The organism is Rhodococcus sp. WWJCD1 (assembly GCF_002258735.1).
GTDB lineage: Bacteria > Actinomycetota > Actinomycetes > Mycobacteriales > Mycobacteriaceae > Rhodococcoides.
Map to the genome: position 1 here is coordinate 156,983 of NZ_NOXY01000005.1, position 16,508 is coordinate 173,490.

Here is a 16,508-nt window from a genome sequence, read left to right on the forward strand (position 1 = left end):
GGTCTCTCCTTTCCGGGTTGGCTTTCGCAAGAGTTCGAGTCATTCCGACGAGGGTTTGGGTGCACCGATTCCGAACCCGCCGTCAGGGTGTGTTTGCCCTCCCGTTATGCCCCGCGAACGATCGGAGGCGAAGAACACGAAACTCCACGCGTGGTCTCTGCCAGACAACGCGACTTTCAGCGGCGTTCGCGCCGCAAGTTGTTTCGCGCGGTCGGGAGCATCGTCCAACCGAATTGTGTTGGTCCCCAGAGATTCGAGGCCACGAAGGTCCGTGTTGAGCGTTCCGCCCGGTGCCACGCCGTTCACACGAATCCGAGGCGCCAATTCGTAGGCCAGTGTTGCCACCAGTCCACGGACTGCGAATTTGGACGACACGTACAGCAGCCCTCCGCGCCCTGGGTAGAAAGACGACGCAGACTCTGCCAGAACGATCGATGCCCCGTCGTGTCTGTCCAGTTCAGGCAGCGCAGCCTTGACCGAGTTGACGTGGGTGAGCACGTTGGCCGAATACATCTCGGTAAACGCACCGGATAGCACTTCCGCTGGGATGTCACGAATCCCTTTGTAGAAGTCGAAGATGCCGACGCAATTCACCAAAGTGTCTACGCCCCCGTATGCGTTCGCGACCTCAGTGACGGCACGCTCATTGTCCTCGAAGACGGTGGCGTCACCTTCGACGACCGCGACTCCAGGCAGTTCTCGTCGCATCTGGTCACATTTGCCGGCGTCACGTTCGAGGACCCCAACCTGTGCGCCCTCCTCGATATATGCATCGACGACGGCACGACCGATTCCGGACCCCGCGCCCACCACGAGAGCACGCTTGCCCTCGAGCCAACCGGTCATTCGTCGTCTCCTTCGGAGATCAACGGCGCGAACATATTTCCGACCATGGCAGCGAACGTCGCCTCGTTCTGCCACGTCAACGACTCCAGTTCGAGAGGGTCGACCGAGACCCACTGTCCGGATCTCACCGAGTGGATCAGAAGGCGCACGCCGTTCCTCGTCTCGACTCGGCGGACCGTCACCTCAGCGAATTCGTTCGCGATGGTCAGAGGTTCTCCGACCGAGGCCGCAATGTGCGATTCGAGCTCTGCGGCTGCCCGTCGGGCGGCCTCGGCATCCTCGTCCTCGCCTTCCCATTTCAGGCTCACAGGAACACCGCCAGATTCTGCATGCGCATTACGGACTCGTCGACCGAAATCGTGCGACGCGCCAGCTTCCATTCACCAGCGACTTTTCGAAGCAAATCCTCACGTCCGCACGACACGAACGCAGATTCGTTCACGTCACCGCGGCTACGGAACAACAACTCGGCACTGTCGACGATCAGATGTTCGCCGCTACCGTCCGCGACGAACGTTCGCACATTTGTAATGAAGTGCCGCAGACGAGAAGGGGGATCCTCGGTCCATGCGTGCTCTGTTGCGAACCGCGCTACCCGACGACTCAGCGAGTAGAAATTCTCGTCGAAATGAGCCATTCCGGGCGAGGTGTCGAATCCGGCCCCGAGAGCAGTGGTGACCTTGACCGGCATAACGTAATGGATATCGGGCGTCAATGTTTCGAGCCAGCTATCGTAGCTCTGAGTATCGAAAAGATACGCCTCCTCCACCAGGAACTGGTGGGCATCGACGTGACGGGGATCGTCGAACCGCAACGGCGCACCAATACGGCGATTCCGCGGCGCATGATCGCCCAGAGCGGCTTGTTCGGAATAGGTCGTCCCGTTCCGGACGCGCGCATATCCGACGGTCGGGATGGTCATGCCTTCGACCCCGCTTCTTCAGTCCTGCTGCAGCTCCCGTTTGTCTGTGCCATCGGCCTGATTCCCTTGGGGTTGTCAGTACCCACCGCTGTGAAAGACGATGCAAGATGGGGCTTCTCCAAGTACTCAGCCCACAGTTCGAGCAGTGCGCGCTGATTGTGCTCGTTGTATCCCACCTGCGCGAAGCCTGGACCGTGAAACTCGTTCGGGTCGAGTTGCGGGACGACTGGGGCACCATCAGCCAGTAGGCCCATGCGACTGTTCAGCGTAAGTCGACGAGCCATCGAGCCAGCAGCAGTGTTGGTCAACGAGACCCAGTTCTCCACGTCGTCTTGCTCGAACATGCCTGTCGAACCGAAGCACATGAGGTACGCCTTGTAGGAGTTCTTCTTGTACTCTTCCGGCGCTGCGGAATCGACGGCGAACCACGACAGAACTTCGGTCTCGTTCTCGCTGATTGGCTGCCACATCCGAATGGAAATGAACGGGAGGACGTTATCGCCGTCCTCCACTTTCGGCCAGTTGTGAACAAAACTGAGGTTGGGGAATACCGATGCTGCAGAAATCATGAACCCGTCTTCCCCGACAACTTGTTGCTGCTGAGTTGACCATGTTTGCTTTGCCCGCTCGACCATATCGTCGGTGTATCCGACGTATCGCATTCGCTCGTCGAACGACCCCTCTGGAAGCTTGTATGTGGTTCCCCCGCCCTTTCCTGCCCAGTACGTTGCCCCATCCTTTCGCTTCTCGGCCTTCGGTTCGCGGAATAGTCCGATCTCCACGACCGAGGTGTGCGTCTGGGGGGTGTGGTACATGTCGCCGGCGAAGTTCTCGGCACCGATCTTCCAGTTCGCTTTGACTCGCCAGCGCTGCGGTCCACGCACCTCGAGCCCGTGCGAGCTCTGTTTTGTGTAGTAATCCAGGTAGAACTTGAAGTCACCGAGATAGTCCTCCAGCGACTCTGCATCGGGATCCATATTAATGAAGATCATCCCGTTGTAGCTCGCCAGATTCGGTGCAGGAAGAAGGGTTTGACCCTTTTTCTTGAATCCATCCTCGCCTCCGTACGCGTCCGAGTGGAACGGCAAACCGATGATTCGTCCGTCGTTGCGATACGACCACCCGTGGTAGGGGCACCGAAAATTGGATGCATTCCCCATCTCAGCGCGACATACTTGCATTCCTCGGTGCAGACACATGTTGAACATCGCCCGGATCTCGCCTTTCGAGTCGCGAGCAACGATGAAAGAATCGTCCAGCACACGACGAACGACGTAGTCACCCGCGGTGGGTATCTCCGATTCGTGCGCGACGAAGAGCCATGCACGGCTGAAGACCGTCGCCTTCTCCTCCTCGAAAATCTCTCGGTCGTTGTAGATGTGCGCGGGGATCATCCCGTGTCGCACATCCTCCAGTACTTGAGCGTTGGCGGTCATCGAGCGCTCCCATACGTTGACATTCCTTGACTCTGCCGTCTTACAGTCTCTGTATAGCAGAAGCATACTCTGTTGGAAAGAGGCGATTCGTAGGAATGCCACGTTTATGCAGCTAGAGGGAGCGCACCCACCGGCCAAATGGCCTCTCCGAAGGAAAGCCCGAGGCGAACCCGCGTCCTGTAACGTCTCTGCTATGCAGAAGCCCAGCGTCGACAGCCTCGAGTTCGGGCATCCGCCTCAGTACCCGATCGAATCCGTGGACAACGCATTGAGACTGCTTCTCCTGCTCGGTGAGCGCCATGAGATCCGCATGACGGAGGCAAGCAAGTTCCTAGGAGTTGCGTCGTCGACAGCTCACCGTCTGCTGGCGATGCTGCAGTACCGCGGATTCATCCGGCAGGACCCCACTTCCAAGGCGTACCTACCGGGCCCGGCTTTGACTGGAGTCGCGTTCGCAGTCCTCGGAAGACTGGATATTCCGACAACAGCGGCACCTGTACTTCGACGGCTCAGCATGGAATTACGCGAGACGGTCCACGTGGGAATGCTCGACGGCCAGTCGGTACGCTTCGTGGCAGCCCTCGAAAGCCCTGCAGCGGTCCGAGTCGCATCCCGACTCGGCCGCGTCATGCCCGCGCACTGCACGTCCACTGGCAAAGCGATGCTGGCTGAGTTGAGCCCCACCGAACTTCGATCTCTGTATCCAGACGAGGTTCTCGCCGGCGTCACCCCTTGGTCCCTGACGAGCCGGGATGCGCTGGAAGAGCAATTGCAGGCAGTTCGCGCCAACGGATACGCGGTCAACCGTGAAGAGTCCGAGGAAGGTGTTGCGTCGGTGGCGGTCCCGGTCCTAACTTCCGCGCCAGGTTTACGACTGGCACTCAACGCGTCTGCACCTAAGTTCCAACTTCCCGCAGGAAAAGTGCGCAAGTTCGCATCGACCCTGACCGCCGCGGCCGAGGATCTGGCTCGCGCACTGGTTTGAGCGCAATCAGGCACGTTGACTCGCGGCATTCAGCGTAGCGCCTGGAAAACGTTGCGCCCCTGCAGTTCAGATTCAAAACCTCCCTTCAGCCAGGCATCGAGACTTCTCTGCACAGCAGAGTCGGCTTGTGTCTTGCAGAATGTCTGCTTATGGTGTGTTCTACATCTCAACCACCACACTTTGTACGACACCTCAACCAGTTGTGAGGCCGTCGACCGGAGGAGTCAGCAGTGACATACATAGACATCCTGGGAATTGGCCTTCTAGCCGTCATATTCGCTATCGGCACCCTGCGCCCGATCAATCTAGGCGTGCTCTCTCTGGTGGGCGCATTCACTTTGGCCCTATTCTTCGCCAATAGATCCACAGCCGACGTACTGGACGGATTCCCCGCTGATTTATTCGTCCTGCTGGTCGGAGTGACCTTCCTCTTCGGAATTGCCTCGGCAAACGGTACGATCGAGTGGATTGTTGACAGCTGCGTACGGCTGGTGGGAGGACGAGCACTTTACATACCGTGGATCGTATTCTTCGTCTCGGCAATTCCGACGACAGCTGGAGCACTCGGACCGGCGACCGTAGCGTTACTTGCTCCTCTTGGGATCCGATTGTCGCTGCGCTACAACATGAACCCAGTTCTAGTGGGTCTGATGGTCATTCACGGCTCCGCCGCAGGAAACTTCTCCCCCGTCAACGCTCTGGGTGCAATCGTCAACCAAACTGCCGAGCGTGCGGGCCTAAGTTCGTCTCCTCTCGTTCTGTTCGCGGCAAACTTCGTGTTCAACATCGGTCTCGGCGTCGCAATATTTCTGATTTTCGGCGGAGTCCAGTTGATCCGTGACAGACGCGGGAAAGTTGTTGAAGGCACGCCTTCCAGAACACACGGAGTTGACCACCCGATTGGTGGCACTACGGCTATGACGGATGACTCGGCCGGCGGAGGAGGAGGGACCAGCCTGACCGCAATCAAGTCAACCGCCCTCACGGCTGTCGACAGGAAGCAAATTACTGGGCCTCAGATCTTGACGCTGGCTACGATCGCCGTGACAGGCGGCGTCGCGCTCGCATTCGAAGCGAACATCGGAGTCGTGGCCCTTTTCGCAGCTGTCTTCTTGAAGCTCGTCACTCCCAAATCCAGCGCGAATGCAGAGAAACTCATTGCGTGGCAGACTGTGCTGTTGATCTGCGGAATCATCACTTACGTTGGCGTGCTCCAAGCAATCGGCACGGTGGACTCGATCGGAGACAGCGTAACAAATCTGGGAATTCCATTGCTGGCGGCGTTTGTGATCTGCTTCGTTGGGGCGGCGGTGTCCGCATTCGCGTCTAGCACTGGAATCTTGGGCGCATTGATCCCACTCTCGATTCCATTCTTGCTGCAAGGTGAGGTGAGTGTCATTGCGTTCCTGGTTGCTTTGTCCGTGTGCGCAACGGTTGTCGACTCAACGCCATTCTCGACAGTCGGATCGCTGGTGGTCGCAAACACGCCCGAGGCCGATGCGAAAAGAGTTTACAAGGGTTTGCTGAGGTGGGGAATGAGCATGATCGTCGTCGCTCCTGTCGCGACTTTCGTTCTCATCATTGTTCCGTCTGCCATCTGACGTCGACGGCATCCCAAATGTTGTGGGGCGAAGAAAAGCCCCGTCGGCATCTCACAAAATCGTTCTTCCGCGACACCTCTGATACACAACCCGCTTCGTTGGATACCAAAACCGAGAAACCGATTTGGTCGGGACGATTTCCAGCGACCGTCAACAATGCAGTGGCGGTGAATACCGTTTCTACGATCGACGTCACATGGTCGGCCGCGGTCTCTTCGTCAACGCGGCACGCCGTCGTCAGCGGACCGGTACCGCCGACTAGCTCAGCGTCATGAGTCGACCGAACCGTCACCTCTTGCGGTTGCCAAATTACGCGAACCGAGTTGTCCGAACGCTTGTGTCAGTTCCACCGGGCCGATGACCTGAATGTCGGTGTCGAAACGGTTGAGGGCGGCGGCGAGGGCTACCCAGGACCACGAGCCGACCTCGAGGCTGCACCGTCCGGAGTCGAGGTCTTCGACGATTCCGTCGCCCGCGAATGGGAAGACGTAACTGGCGGGGCGGTTGAGAATGACTTTCCCGGTGCAGGGCCACTGGTTGGTGCGTTCAGCGCCTTTGAAACGGGCGGAAATGTACTCGAATACATCGCCGCCGGGTACTTCACGGGGGGCGAATCTCGGTCCCGTCGGAGTGCGGGGTGTGATGCGGTGTGCGCTGAAGATGCGCCAGTCATCGCGCTCGAGGTCCCAGGCGACGAGGTACCAGTGGCTGTGCGAGGTCACCAAGTGGTGTGGCTCTACTCGGCGCGGTGGTGCCGCCTCGGACGCGTCGTCGGGGTGCCGTCCGGCGTAATCGAATCGCAGCACTTCCGAGGCTCTCGCTGCCGTTGACAGCGCGATGAGTACGTCCGGCGAAACGAAGGTGGGTGCTCCGTCTCCGGGGCGGCTCGCGATGGTTGTGAACTCGAGTGCGTTCAAACGATGTCGCAAACGGGACGGCATGATCTGTCGCACGGTAGTCAGCGCTCGGAGGGCCGCTTCCTCGATGCCGACTCCGGTCACGGTGGCAGCCTGCAGTGCGACGGCGAGTGCGATCGCCTGGTCGTCGTCGAACAGCAGCGGGGGCAATTCGCTGCCGGCATCGAGTCGGTAGCCGCCGTCGGTGCCCATCGTCGCCTGGATGCTGTATCCCATCTCGCGAAGACGGTCGACATCGCGGCGCACTGTGCGGTGGCTGATGTTCAACCGCTCGGCGAGCACTGAGCCCGGCCAGTCGCGTCGAGTCTGAAGCAGCGAAAGCAGCTTCAACAGTCGGGAGGTCGTGGTCATTTCTCGAGCTTAGGCCGGCATCTAGGTCAGAAAACGCCCTATATAGCTGCAAAACTCGATGCCGTCGGGGAAAACACTCCGCCGTGTACTCATCAGGAGCAGAAATGACCATCCAGACCACCACCCACTTGAACTTCCGGGGCGACGCCCGAGCAGCACTGGAGTTCTACCAGTCCGTGTTCGGCGGGCACGCCGTGATCAACACTTACTCGGACTTCGGTATGCCGGCCGAACTGCCTGGTGCCGACAAGGTCGTCTTCGGTCTCGTGGCCGCGGAGAACGGCTTTCGGGTGATGGGTTACGACATCCCGGGCCAGACCGAGGGCTCGATCACCGGTGGTGGCTCGACCAGTCGCGAGAACGGCACCACCCTCACCGATCAGGCACTGTTCGTCTCGATCGGTTCCGACACCCTTGCTGAGGTCCAGGGTTACTGGGATGCGCTGTCGGTCGACGCCGTGATTGTCGAGCCCCTGGCCTCATCGGCATGGAGCGCCGGCTTCGGCATGCTTACCGACCGGTTCGGTGTTACCTGGAGCGTCGGCGTCACCGCCGCCTGAGTGACCCGCCGCGGGCGGGTTCATCAACCCGCGCCGCGGCGTTGCCAGTTGCACTCTTTCCATTCTCTGAGGAATCCACAGTTTCGCTGTCCTGTCCGACATCGACTGGCTCGCCGTCACCACCGCAACCATCGTCCAAGCCCTGCTCGGCACAACGATGTTCGGGTCGGCTGGAAACACTGATGTGGACGATTGCCACCGAATCATCCACCGTGCCCTGGACGCGGGCATCAACTTCGTCGACACCGCCGACGTCTACGGCGGCGGTGTGACCGAAGAGATCGTCGTGCTCGCCACCAAATTCAGCGGGCCGATGGGTCGAAACCCGAACCGTCACGGTGCGTCCGGTCGGTGGATTGCGACCGCAGTCGAGGATTCGCTGCGACGCCTCGGTACCGACTACATCGACCTTTATCAGATCCACCACTTCGACCCTGCGACGGACATCGAAGAGACCCTCTCGGCGCTCACCGATCTCGTCACGAGCGGCAAGGTGCGCGCGGTGGGGTCGTCGAACTTCCTTCCCTCCGACATCACCGAAGCACAATGGGTTTCGGAGAGAAGGGGTCTGATTCGGCTGCGAACAGAACAGCCGTCGTACTCGATCCTCGCCCGGGGCACAGAACGCGAGATTCTCCCCGTCGCAGAGAAATATGGGATGAGGGTTCTCACCTGGAGTCCGCTGTCGTAGGGGCTGCTCACCGGAAAGTACAGCTCGCACTCGGACGCGAAGATTTCGTTAGGCTGGAAGATGTGGGGCCCAGGCACATGACCGAACAGACAAAGTACGACGGCGCGGGCATGTGGCTCACACACATGGCTATGCCGTTCGTCCGCGCCCACCCACAGGTGACATCGGCAATTGTCGCACCGCGCACCATGGACCAACCCGACGATTTGCTCGCCGGATCTTAGAAATCGCTCACCGACGACATGCTCGACCGAATCGACGAGATCACCCCGCCCGGCACGGACACCGGCGTCTTCGACATCGGTTATCACCCGCCGGCGGCAGTGCACATGAAACCCTGATGTGATTGCGCTCTCTCACAGCTGGATTGGGCGGCCACACATCGCGGCACGTCAGTTTCGATCGGTGCGCCATCGGGACTATCGCTGCGCATTTCGGATATGCGAGCCCCCTCGATCTCCGTAATGTCCCTCGCTACCGAGGGCCCGCGAGTTGTGGCTCTCCAATCGCAAGGGAGGCCCCGTGACAACCGCAGACCTGACAGGACGAACGGCCATAGTCACCGGCGGAGCCACGCTGCTCGGGCGCGGAGTCGTACAGGTGCTCGCCGATCACGGCGCATCCGTCGTCATTGCCGACATCGACGAGGAGAACGGCAGAAGCGTCGCACAGGAGACGTCGAGCTCCAGGGTCACCTTTCGTCGGGTCGACGTCACCGACGACGCGGCGCTGGCGACTCTCGTCGCCGAGACGGTCGCCGAGCACGGCGGCCTCGACATCGTGGTCAACCTGGCGGCCGTCTACATCGACGACGGATTCACAACCACGCGAGCAGATTGGCTCACGGCTCTGAACGTCAACGTCGTGAGCATGGTCGCCTTGGTGCAAGCCGCGCACCCCCATCTGAGGGCGAGCCGACACGCGTCCGTCGTCAACTTCACGTCGATCTCGAGCTCGGTCGCGCAGACCGGACGTTGGGTATACCCAGCAGGCAAAGCAGCGATAGCCCAGCTCACCCGATCGATGGCCATGGACCTCGCCGCCGATGGCATTCGGGTCAACTCGGTCAGCCCGGGCTGGACGTGGTCCGCGATCATGGACAACCTCTCCGGCGGCGATCGGGTCAAGACCGACCGGGTTGCCGCGCCGTTCCACCTCACCGGACGTGTCGGTGACCCCAGCGAAGTCGGCAACGTCGTCGCCTTTCTTGCGTCCGATGCAGCCTCGGTCGTCACCGGAGCCGATTGGGCCGCGGACGGCGGATACTCCGCCATGGGTCCCGAGCAAGCCACTCCAGCCATTCCCCTTCTCGCCGAACAGGATCCCTCATGAATGTCCATAGCATCCGTCCCCGCAAGACCATCGCGATAGTCGGTGCCGGGTTCGCCGGACTGTCTTCGGCACGGGTACTGAGCGAACTGGGGCACGCCGTCGTCGTGTACGAGAAGGCCCCCGACGTCGGCGGTGTGTGGAGCGCGACGCGTCGTTACCCGGGACTGAAGACGCAGAACGACAAGGGCACCTACGCGTTGTCCGAGATGCCGATGCCGAAGCACTACCCTGAATGGCCCTCCGGCGAACAGGTCCAGTCCTACCTCGAAAACTACGCTCGCACATTCGATCTCATGGATCGTGTGCACTGCGATACCGAGGTGATCGATGCTGCTCCGACCCCAACCGGCGGCTGGGACGTCACCACGAAGCGCTCGGATCCAGCGGTGCATGGAGCCGAGCCGGTCACCAACACCGAGCACGTCGACCATCTGATTCTCGCCAGCGGCATCTTCTCCGAGCCTTTCGTTCCGGCGTTCGAGGGTGCAGACGTCTTCCTCGACGCAGGGGGCCGGATCTTCCCCGCTGGGGACCTTCACAGCCTGGACCAGGTGGCCGACAAGCACGCGATCATCGTCGGATACGGTAAGTCGGCGTGCGATATCACCGTCGAGGTATCGAAAGTCGCGGCCTCCACCACTGTGGTCGCACGTGAATTGTTGTGGAAATTGCCTCGGAAGATTCGCAACGTAGTCAACTACAAGTTCATCATGTTGACTCGGCTCGGCGAGGGCCTGTTTCGCTACCACTCGGTGAATGGAGTCGAAAGACTGCTCCACGCAGCCGATTCCACGATCGCCGGCTCGATGGTATCCAGCGTGGGAAGCGTCACCACCCAACAGCTCGGCCTGAAAAAGCTCGGCCTGATCCCGCAGGGTACGTTCGCCGACATCGCGCGGTCGACGGTCTCCCTCGTTTCGGAAGGATTCTTCGAGGGGATCGCGGACGGAACCATCGACGTGCGCCGTGAAACCACCATCGTGCGCCTGCTCGAAAAGGACGGACATCCGCACGCCGAATTGTCGGATGGCACGGTGATTCGGGCGGATGTCGTGCTCGCAGCGACCGGCTGGAAGCAGAACATCCCGTTCCTGTCCCCGGATGTGCTGAGCCGGTTCACCGACGCCAACGGTGACTACGTTCTGCATCAGCAAATCCATCCCGTCGGGGTGTCGGATCTGAGCTTCGCCGGATACAACTCCTCGTTCTTCTCGCCGCTGTCGGCAGAGACATCCGCGTTGTGGATCGGTTCACTGCTCGGCGGAAATCACACGCTTCCGTCGGATGAAGAGATGCGAGCGTCCGTCACGAAACGCCTTGCCTGGATGCGCGAACGCACCAACGGCAATCACGCGCGAGGGACCAACGTCATTCCGTTCTCGGTGCACAACATCGACGAAACGCTGAAGGACATCGGAATCAACGTGTCGATGCTGACGAGGGCGAAGCAATGGCTGTTTCCGGTGAACCCGAGTGATTATCGTGGAATCGTGCAGACATTGAAGAAGCGGATCCACGGGTGACCACCCGCAGTTTCGACGCCGTTGTGGTCGGTGCAGGTATCAACGGAATGGTCGCTGCCGCAGAACTCGCCGGCGCCGGGTGGTCGGTCGCGCTCGTCGATGAACGCGAGAAGCTGGGCGGATTCATCGCGTCAGACTCGCTGACACGCCCCGGTTTCGTACACGACACCTTCAGTTCCTGGCACCCCTTGTTCGTCACCGGCGGCGCGTACGCGACGCTCGGTGACGATCTGCACCGTCATGGTCTCGCGTACTCCAACACCGACGGAGCTGTCACGGCCGCGGTTTCCGATCACGGTGTCGCAGTGGCACATCGCGACCCGACGAAAACCGCCCACAGCTTCGAGTACGAGCACGATCGCGCGGCGTACGCAGCTATGCTGGCCGAGCTCGAGTCCTGGTCCCCCCATGTGTTCGGTGCCCTGGGCTCGGAACTGCGGCCGTTCGATCTCGCTCGCCTGGGCGTGTCGATGGCGCGCGCGCTGGGCAAGGACGGCAGCATCGATATGCTGCGCGTCTCGGCGCAGAGCGGACGCGCGCTGATCCGTGAGCGCTTTCGAGGTTTCGAGGCCGACCACCTGTGGTCTCCGTGGCTTCTGCATGCCGGCCTGTCCCCCGACCACGCGACCGGCGGGCTGATGCTCCCGATCATGGCTTTCACCATGCACGCGGTCGGGCTGCCTGTGGTGACCGGCGGCGCGGACAATTTCGTGACCGCATTCGCGCGCGTGCTCAGCGAGCGCGGGGTGACGGTGATACTCGGTGAAACCGCGGCGCACATCGAGATTCGGTCCGGTCGCGCCGTTGCAGTGCATCTGGCCGACGAGAGACTGTCGGCGACGCGGGCCGTACTGTCGTCGACAGCAACGCCCAGACTCTACGACAACCTGCTCGATCCCGCGGCCGTTCCTGCTGCGGGCCGGCGCGCAGCCGATCGGCATCGCCCGGGCCGCGCTGCGATGCAACTGCACTTCGCATTGGACCGTCCCGTTCGGTGGTCGGATTCGCGACTGGACGATGTGCCGCTGGTACATATTGGTAACGGTGCGTCGAGCACCGGAATCGCATGTGCACAAGCCGAATCCGGCTACCTACCGGCAGATCCCACGATCGTCGTAGGCCAGCAGTGCGTTCTCGATCCGAGCCGCGCTCCGACCGGCAAGGCCACTTTGTGGGTACAGCTTCAGGAGCTTCCGTTTGCGCCGAAAGGCGATGCGGCGGGTTCGATTACGACGGACGGTACGTGGAGTCCCGACACAACGGCAGCGTACGTCGATCGCGTGTTGGACTCGATCGAGCGCTTCGCACCTGGTCTACGTGCGACCGTGTTGGACTCGTATTCCATCCCGCCGACCGCACTGACTGCAGCGAACGCGAACGCCGTCGCCGGCGATCCCTACGGCGGTGCGGCCGAAATCGATCAATCTCTGTTCTGGCGCCCCGGTACCGGCACGGGCCACCGCACCGGCATCGACGGACTGTTTCACATCGGTGCTTTCACGCACCCCGGCCCGGGACTCGGCGGTGGTTCGGGCCACCTCGTTGCGCAGCAACTGCTCGCGCCATCTCGTCGCACCCGCACTGCCGATCGCATCCGCGTCGGTATCGAGAAATTTACATCGAAAACATGACGACAGTCATCAAACCGCTATATCGTCATGGTGCTCGGTCAGAGGGCACCCCCGAACGATAGGACGAAGCGATGCTTTCACTTTCCGATCCCACACACTTCGCGCTCGGTTTGTTCTCGGCGAACTGCAGCAGCGGCCTGGCCGTGACCAAGGTTCCCGAACGGTGGTCGGGGTCATGGGAAGACAATCTTGCAGCCGCACAGATCGCCGACGAAGCAGGCCTGGACTTCCTTCTTCCGATCGCGCGATGGATCGGCTACGGCGGCGAGACCAACTTCCACGAAGGTGTACTCGAGCCCATCGCGTGGGCAGCGGCATTGCTCGCCCGGACGTCGAACATCACCGTGTTCGCCACCGTGCACACCGCGTTCAACCACCCGATCGTCACCGCGAAGCAAATCGCCACCCTTGACCGCATCGGAAGCGGTAGGGCGGGACTCAATATCGTCGCCGGGTGGAACGAGCCCGAGTATCGCGCGTTCGGGATGGACCTACCGTCCAATCACGACGACCGATACGCATTCGGGCAGGAGTGGCTCGACGTCGTGACGAAGCTGTGGACCGAAGTGGGTCCGTTCGATTTCGACGGCAACTTCTTCCATATGGAAGGCGTCCACTCCGATCCCAAGCCCCTGAACGGGCGGGTGCCGGTTCTCAACGCGGGGGCCTCACCTCAGGGCCGCGCGTTCGCGGCGAAGAACGCAGACTTCCTGTTCACCCCTGTGCAGGACTTCGACAATGCTGCCGCGACGGTCACCGACGTCCAAGCCGCCGCCGAGGCGAACGACCGGTCGATCGGGGTGTTGACCCTGTCTCACGTGGTGTGTCGACCGACCGAGCAGGAGGCCCTGGATTACCTGGAGTATTACGCGGACACCAACGCAGACTGGCAGGCCGTCGACAACCTCATGGCACTCCAGGGTTTGCATGCTCAATCGTTCTCACCCGAGATGCTCGCCAACTTCCGCCCCCGGTTCGCCGCAGGCCACGGAAGTTACCCCCTTGTCGGCACTCCCGACCAGATTGCCGACAGCATCGAGAAGCTGGCTGCGAGCGGCTTGGCCGGCACCACTTTGGCGTTCGTCGATTATGCAGCCGAATTGCCGTACTTCGTCGACGAGGTTCTGCCACGTCTACGCCAGCGCGGCCTGCGGGCATGAGATCTCGACCCGGCCGACAGTAGCTTTGCCAGAACCGACGAAAGGCTCGAACGATGACCACTCCAGCGACAACCTCGACACTGACCAGCCTGTTGACCGAGCTGGCGAACGGCGCGATACGCATCGTCGACCTCACTGCTCCCCTGTCGTCCACGACACCGGTGCTGGCCCTGCCCGCACCGTTCGCGAACACGATCTCACTGTCCCTCGAGCCAGTCAGCGACTTCGACGATGCAGGCCCAGGATGGGGATGGAACAACATTCACACCGGAGAGCACACCGGCACTCACGTCGATGCGCCCGCTCACTGGGCAACCGGCCGGGACGGCCATACCGTCGACACGATTCCCCCGTCGCGACTCGTCGGTCCCGCCGTCGTGCTGGACTTCACCGCCGAGGTCGCGTCGGACCCGGATTTCCTGCTCGAGCCTGCCCACCTGGACGAGTTCGTGGCGAAGAACGGCCCCCTTCCGGACAACGCCTGGTTGGTGTTCCGCACGGGATGGAGTGCTCGCAACCAAGACGCCGGAGCGTTCTTGAACGCTGACGACAGCGGCCCGCACACTCCCGGAGTGTCGGTGGCCGGTGCGCAGTGGCTGGCCGGGTCGGCCATCTCCGGATTCGCCGTCGAGACCGTGGGCGTGGACGCCGGCCAAGCGGCCGGGATGGAACCGATGTTCCCGGTCCATCACCACCTTCTCGGTGCCGACAAGTACGGCGTCACCCAACTGCAGAACCTGGACCAGCTCCCCACCGTCGGTGCTGTACTCGTAGTCTCACCGCTGCCGATCGTCGGCGGAACCGGTTCTCCTGCACGCGTTCTCGCGTTCGTTCCGGCATGACACGCACGGTTGCACACCTGGTGGCGGACGTGCTGGCCGATCTCGGAGTCGGACACATCTTCGGTGTTGTCGGTAGCGGAAACTTCGACGTCACCAACGCCCTCATCGCACGCGGCATCCCCTACACAGCAGCACGGCACGAAGGAGGTGCCGCATCGATGGCCGATGGATTTGCCCGCCTTGCGGCGCTACCCGCGGTCGTCAGCGTGCACCAGGGTTGCGGACTGACGAACGCGATGACCGGCATCGGCGAGGCCGCCAAGAGCCGCACCCCCGTCATCGTGCTGGCCGCAGACGTCGCAGCATCCTCGCGACTGTCGAACTTCCGCATCGACCAAGACGCACTGGCCCACAGCGTCGGCGCTGTCTCCGAGCGTGTGCACTCGGCGGCGACCGCCATCGCCGACGTGACCCGAGCGTGGCAGACCGCCGTGCACGGCCGTCGCACCGTGGTGCTCAATCTGCCGCTCGACGTCCAGTCCGCTCCCGCACCGGAACTCGCCGGTACCGTCGCGCGCCCATCGGCTCCCGAGCCGGTGCGTCCGGCACAGTCGGCGGTCGAGCAGTTCGCGGCCCTACTCGCGGGGGCTTCGCGACCGGTGTTCGTCACCGGCCGTGGTGGCCGCGGTGCGGGCCCGGAGATCTCGGCTCTGGCCGAGCATGCCGGGGCGCTCGTGGCGACCTCAGCAGTCGCGAACGGCCTGTTTCGGGGTGAGGAATTCGATCTGGGAATCTCCGGTGGGTTCTCCGCTCCGCTGACGGCACGATTGATCGTCGACGCAGACCTCGTGGTGGGGTGGGGATGCGCGCTGAACATGTGGACGATGCGACACGGATCGTTGATCGGACCAGATGCACGAGTGGTCCAAATCGATGACACAGCCTCCGCACTCGGTACGCATCGCCCGATAGACCTCGGAATTCACGGCGACTGCGCATCCACCGCGATCGACGTCCTCACCGAACTCGCGCGTAACACCATGGCGCGCAATGGGTACCGGACACCGAAGGTCTCCGACGAGCTTTCCGCACGTCGATGGTGGAACGATACCGAGACTCCCGACTTGTCCACCTCGGCGACCATCGACCCGCGCCCGTTCACGAAAGCCCTGGACGACATGCTGCCCGCAGAACGAGTGGTAGCCATCGACTCGGGCAATTTCATGGGATACCCGTCGACGTATCTGCGCGTTCCCGACCATATGGGTTTCTGCTTCACACAGGCGTTCCAATCGATCGGTCTCGGATTGTCCAGTGGCATCGGAGCAGCATTGGCTCAACCCGACCGCCTTGCGGTGGTCGGCACCGGCGACGGCGGCTTCATGATGGGTATCTCGGAACTCGAGACCGCTGTTCGACTGGGACGTCCGATGCTGATTGCGGTGTACAACGATGCGGCCTACGGCGCGGAGGTTCACCACTTCCAAGACCTCACTCACGACGGCGCCCCTACGGATCTGTCGACGGTCACCTTTCCTGACAGCGATATCGCCGCTGTGGCCAGAGGATTCGGTGCCCGCGGAGTAACCGTGCGAACTCTCGCCGACTTGGACGAAGTGCGGCGCTGGGCCACAGCACCGGATGGCGTCATGGTGATCGATGCCAAAATCGCCGCTGACGGCGGAGCGTGGTGGCTCGCAGAGGCATTCAAGGGCCACTGAGCGGTAGGCGCTCAGAGGTATCGTCGATTTTCGACGATCGATACATCCTC

The 16,508-nt window shown here is 61.7% G+C and carries 16 protein-coding genes; 11 read left to right on the forward strand and 5 right to left on the reverse strand.

The window, feature by feature from the left end:
* Window positions 1-39: 39 nt before the first annotated feature.
* Genes hcaB through CH286_RS02485 form a run of 4 tightly spaced genes read right to left on the reverse strand, consistent with a single transcriptional unit; the run spans window position 40 to window position 3,204 of the window.
* Complete coding sequence (hcaB, locus tag CH286_RS02470) at window positions 40-846, reverse strand: 3-(cis-5,6-dihydroxycyclohexa-1,3-dien-1-yl)propanoate dehydrogenase (RefSeq protein WP_037155375.1); 807 nt, start codon at window positions 844-846, stop codon at window positions 40-42.
* Window positions 843-1,154, reverse strand: coding sequence for a hypothetical protein (locus CH286_RS02475; RefSeq protein WP_094608244.1), 312 nt, complete (start codon window positions 1,152-1,154; stop codon window positions 843-845). The genes hcaB and CH286_RS02475 overlap by 4 nt, the downstream gene beginning before the upstream one ends.
* Window positions 1,151-1,768: a 3-phenylpropionate/cinnamic acid dioxygenase subunit beta gene (locus CH286_RS02480; RefSeq protein ID WP_052058804.1), complete on the reverse strand. Its 618-nt coding sequence runs from the start codon at window positions 1,766-1,768 to the stop codon at window positions 1,151-1,153. Before CH286_RS02480 ends, CH286_RS02475 begins: the two co-directional genes overlap by 4 nt.
* Complete coding sequence (locus tag CH286_RS02485) at window positions 1,765-3,204, reverse strand: Rieske 2Fe-2S domain-containing protein (RefSeq protein WP_037155371.1); 1,440 nt, start codon at window positions 3,202-3,204, stop codon at window positions 1,765-1,767. The genes CH286_RS02480 and CH286_RS02485 overlap by 4 nt, the downstream gene beginning before the upstream one ends.
* Before the next feature lie 193 nt (window positions 3,205-3,397).
* On the opposite strand from CH286_RS02485, the gene CH286_RS02490 reads away from it, so the two are divergent.
* Together CH286_RS02490 and CH286_RS02495 are read left to right on the forward strand one after the other, a co-directional pair.
* On the forward strand, window positions 3,398-4,189 hold the full coding sequence (locus CH286_RS02490) for an IclR family transcriptional regulator (RefSeq protein ID WP_037155369.1): 792 nt from the start codon (window positions 3,398-3,400) through the stop codon (window positions 4,187-4,189).
* 230 nt (window positions 4,190-4,419) lie between these two features.
* Window positions 4,420-5,790 (forward strand): SLC13 family permease, encoded by a 1,371-nt coding sequence (locus tag CH286_RS02495; protein WP_094608245.1) that lies wholly within the window; start codon window positions 4,420-4,422, stop codon window positions 5,788-5,790.
* A 269-nt stretch (window positions 5,791-6,059) separates the two neighbouring features.
* Here the strand turns inward: CH286_RS02495 and CH286_RS02500 are convergent, their stop codons facing one another.
* Window positions 6,060-7,058, reverse strand: a complete 999-nt coding sequence (locus CH286_RS02500) for a helix-turn-helix transcriptional regulator (protein ID WP_094608246.1) — start codon at window positions 7,056-7,058, stop codon at window positions 6,060-6,062.
* A 104-nt stretch (window positions 7,059-7,162) separates the two neighbouring features.
* Here CH286_RS02500 and CH286_RS02505 point away from each other — a divergent pair, with 104 nt between their 5' ends.
* The 9 genes from CH286_RS02505 (at window position 7,163) to CH286_RS02540 (ending at window position 16,458) form a co-directional block, all read left to right on the forward strand.
* A complete protein-coding gene (locus CH286_RS02505; RefSeq protein WP_094608374.1) occupies window positions 7,163-7,618 on the forward strand; it encodes a VOC family protein in 456 nt (151 codons plus the stop codon).
* A gap of 184 nt (window positions 7,619-7,802) precedes the next feature.
* Window positions 7,803-8,309, forward strand: coding sequence for an aldo/keto reductase (locus tag CH286_RS28085; RefSeq protein ID WP_255182548.1), 507 nt, complete (start codon window positions 7,803-7,805; stop codon window positions 8,307-8,309).
* A gap of 77 nt (window positions 8,310-8,386) precedes the next feature.
* Window positions 8,387-8,533 carry a hypothetical protein gene (locus tag CH286_RS28090; RefSeq protein WP_255182549.1) on the forward strand — a complete coding sequence of 49 codons (147 nt, stop codon included), beginning with the start codon at window positions 8,387-8,389 and terminating at the stop codon, window positions 8,531-8,533.
* A 298-nt stretch (window positions 8,534-8,831) separates the two neighbouring features.
* On the forward strand, window positions 8,832-9,641 hold the full coding sequence (locus tag CH286_RS02515; protein WP_094608247.1) for an SDR family oxidoreductase: 810 nt from the start codon (window positions 8,832-8,834) through the stop codon (window positions 9,639-9,641).
* Complete coding sequence (locus CH286_RS02520) at window positions 9,638-11,164, forward strand: flavin-containing monooxygenase (RefSeq protein WP_094608248.1); 1,527 nt, start codon at window positions 9,638-9,640, stop codon at window positions 11,162-11,164. Before CH286_RS02515 ends, CH286_RS02520 begins: the two co-directional genes overlap by 4 nt.
* The gene (locus CH286_RS02525) at window positions 11,161-12,795 is read left to right on the forward strand and encodes a phytoene desaturase family protein (protein ID WP_094608249.1); all 1,635 of its coding nucleotides are present in this window, start codon (window positions 11,161-11,163) and stop codon (window positions 12,793-12,795) included. The genes CH286_RS02520 and CH286_RS02525 overlap by 4 nt, the downstream gene beginning before the upstream one ends.
* A gap of 71 nt (window positions 12,796-12,866) precedes the next feature.
* On the forward strand, window positions 12,867-13,955 hold the full coding sequence (locus CH286_RS02530) for an LLM class flavin-dependent oxidoreductase (protein WP_094608250.1): 1,089 nt from the start codon (window positions 12,867-12,869) through the stop codon (window positions 13,953-13,955).
* A gap of 53 nt (window positions 13,956-14,008) precedes the next feature.
* A complete protein-coding gene (locus tag CH286_RS02535; protein WP_037155356.1) occupies window positions 14,009-14,797 on the forward strand; it encodes a cyclase family protein in 789 nt (262 codons plus the stop codon).
* A complete protein-coding gene (locus CH286_RS02540; protein ID WP_094608251.1) occupies window positions 14,794-16,458 on the forward strand; it encodes a thiamine pyrophosphate-binding protein in 1,665 nt (554 codons plus the stop codon). The genes CH286_RS02535 and CH286_RS02540 overlap by 4 nt, the downstream gene beginning before the upstream one ends.
* The last annotated feature ends 50 nt before the right edge of the window (window positions 16,459-16,508 follow it).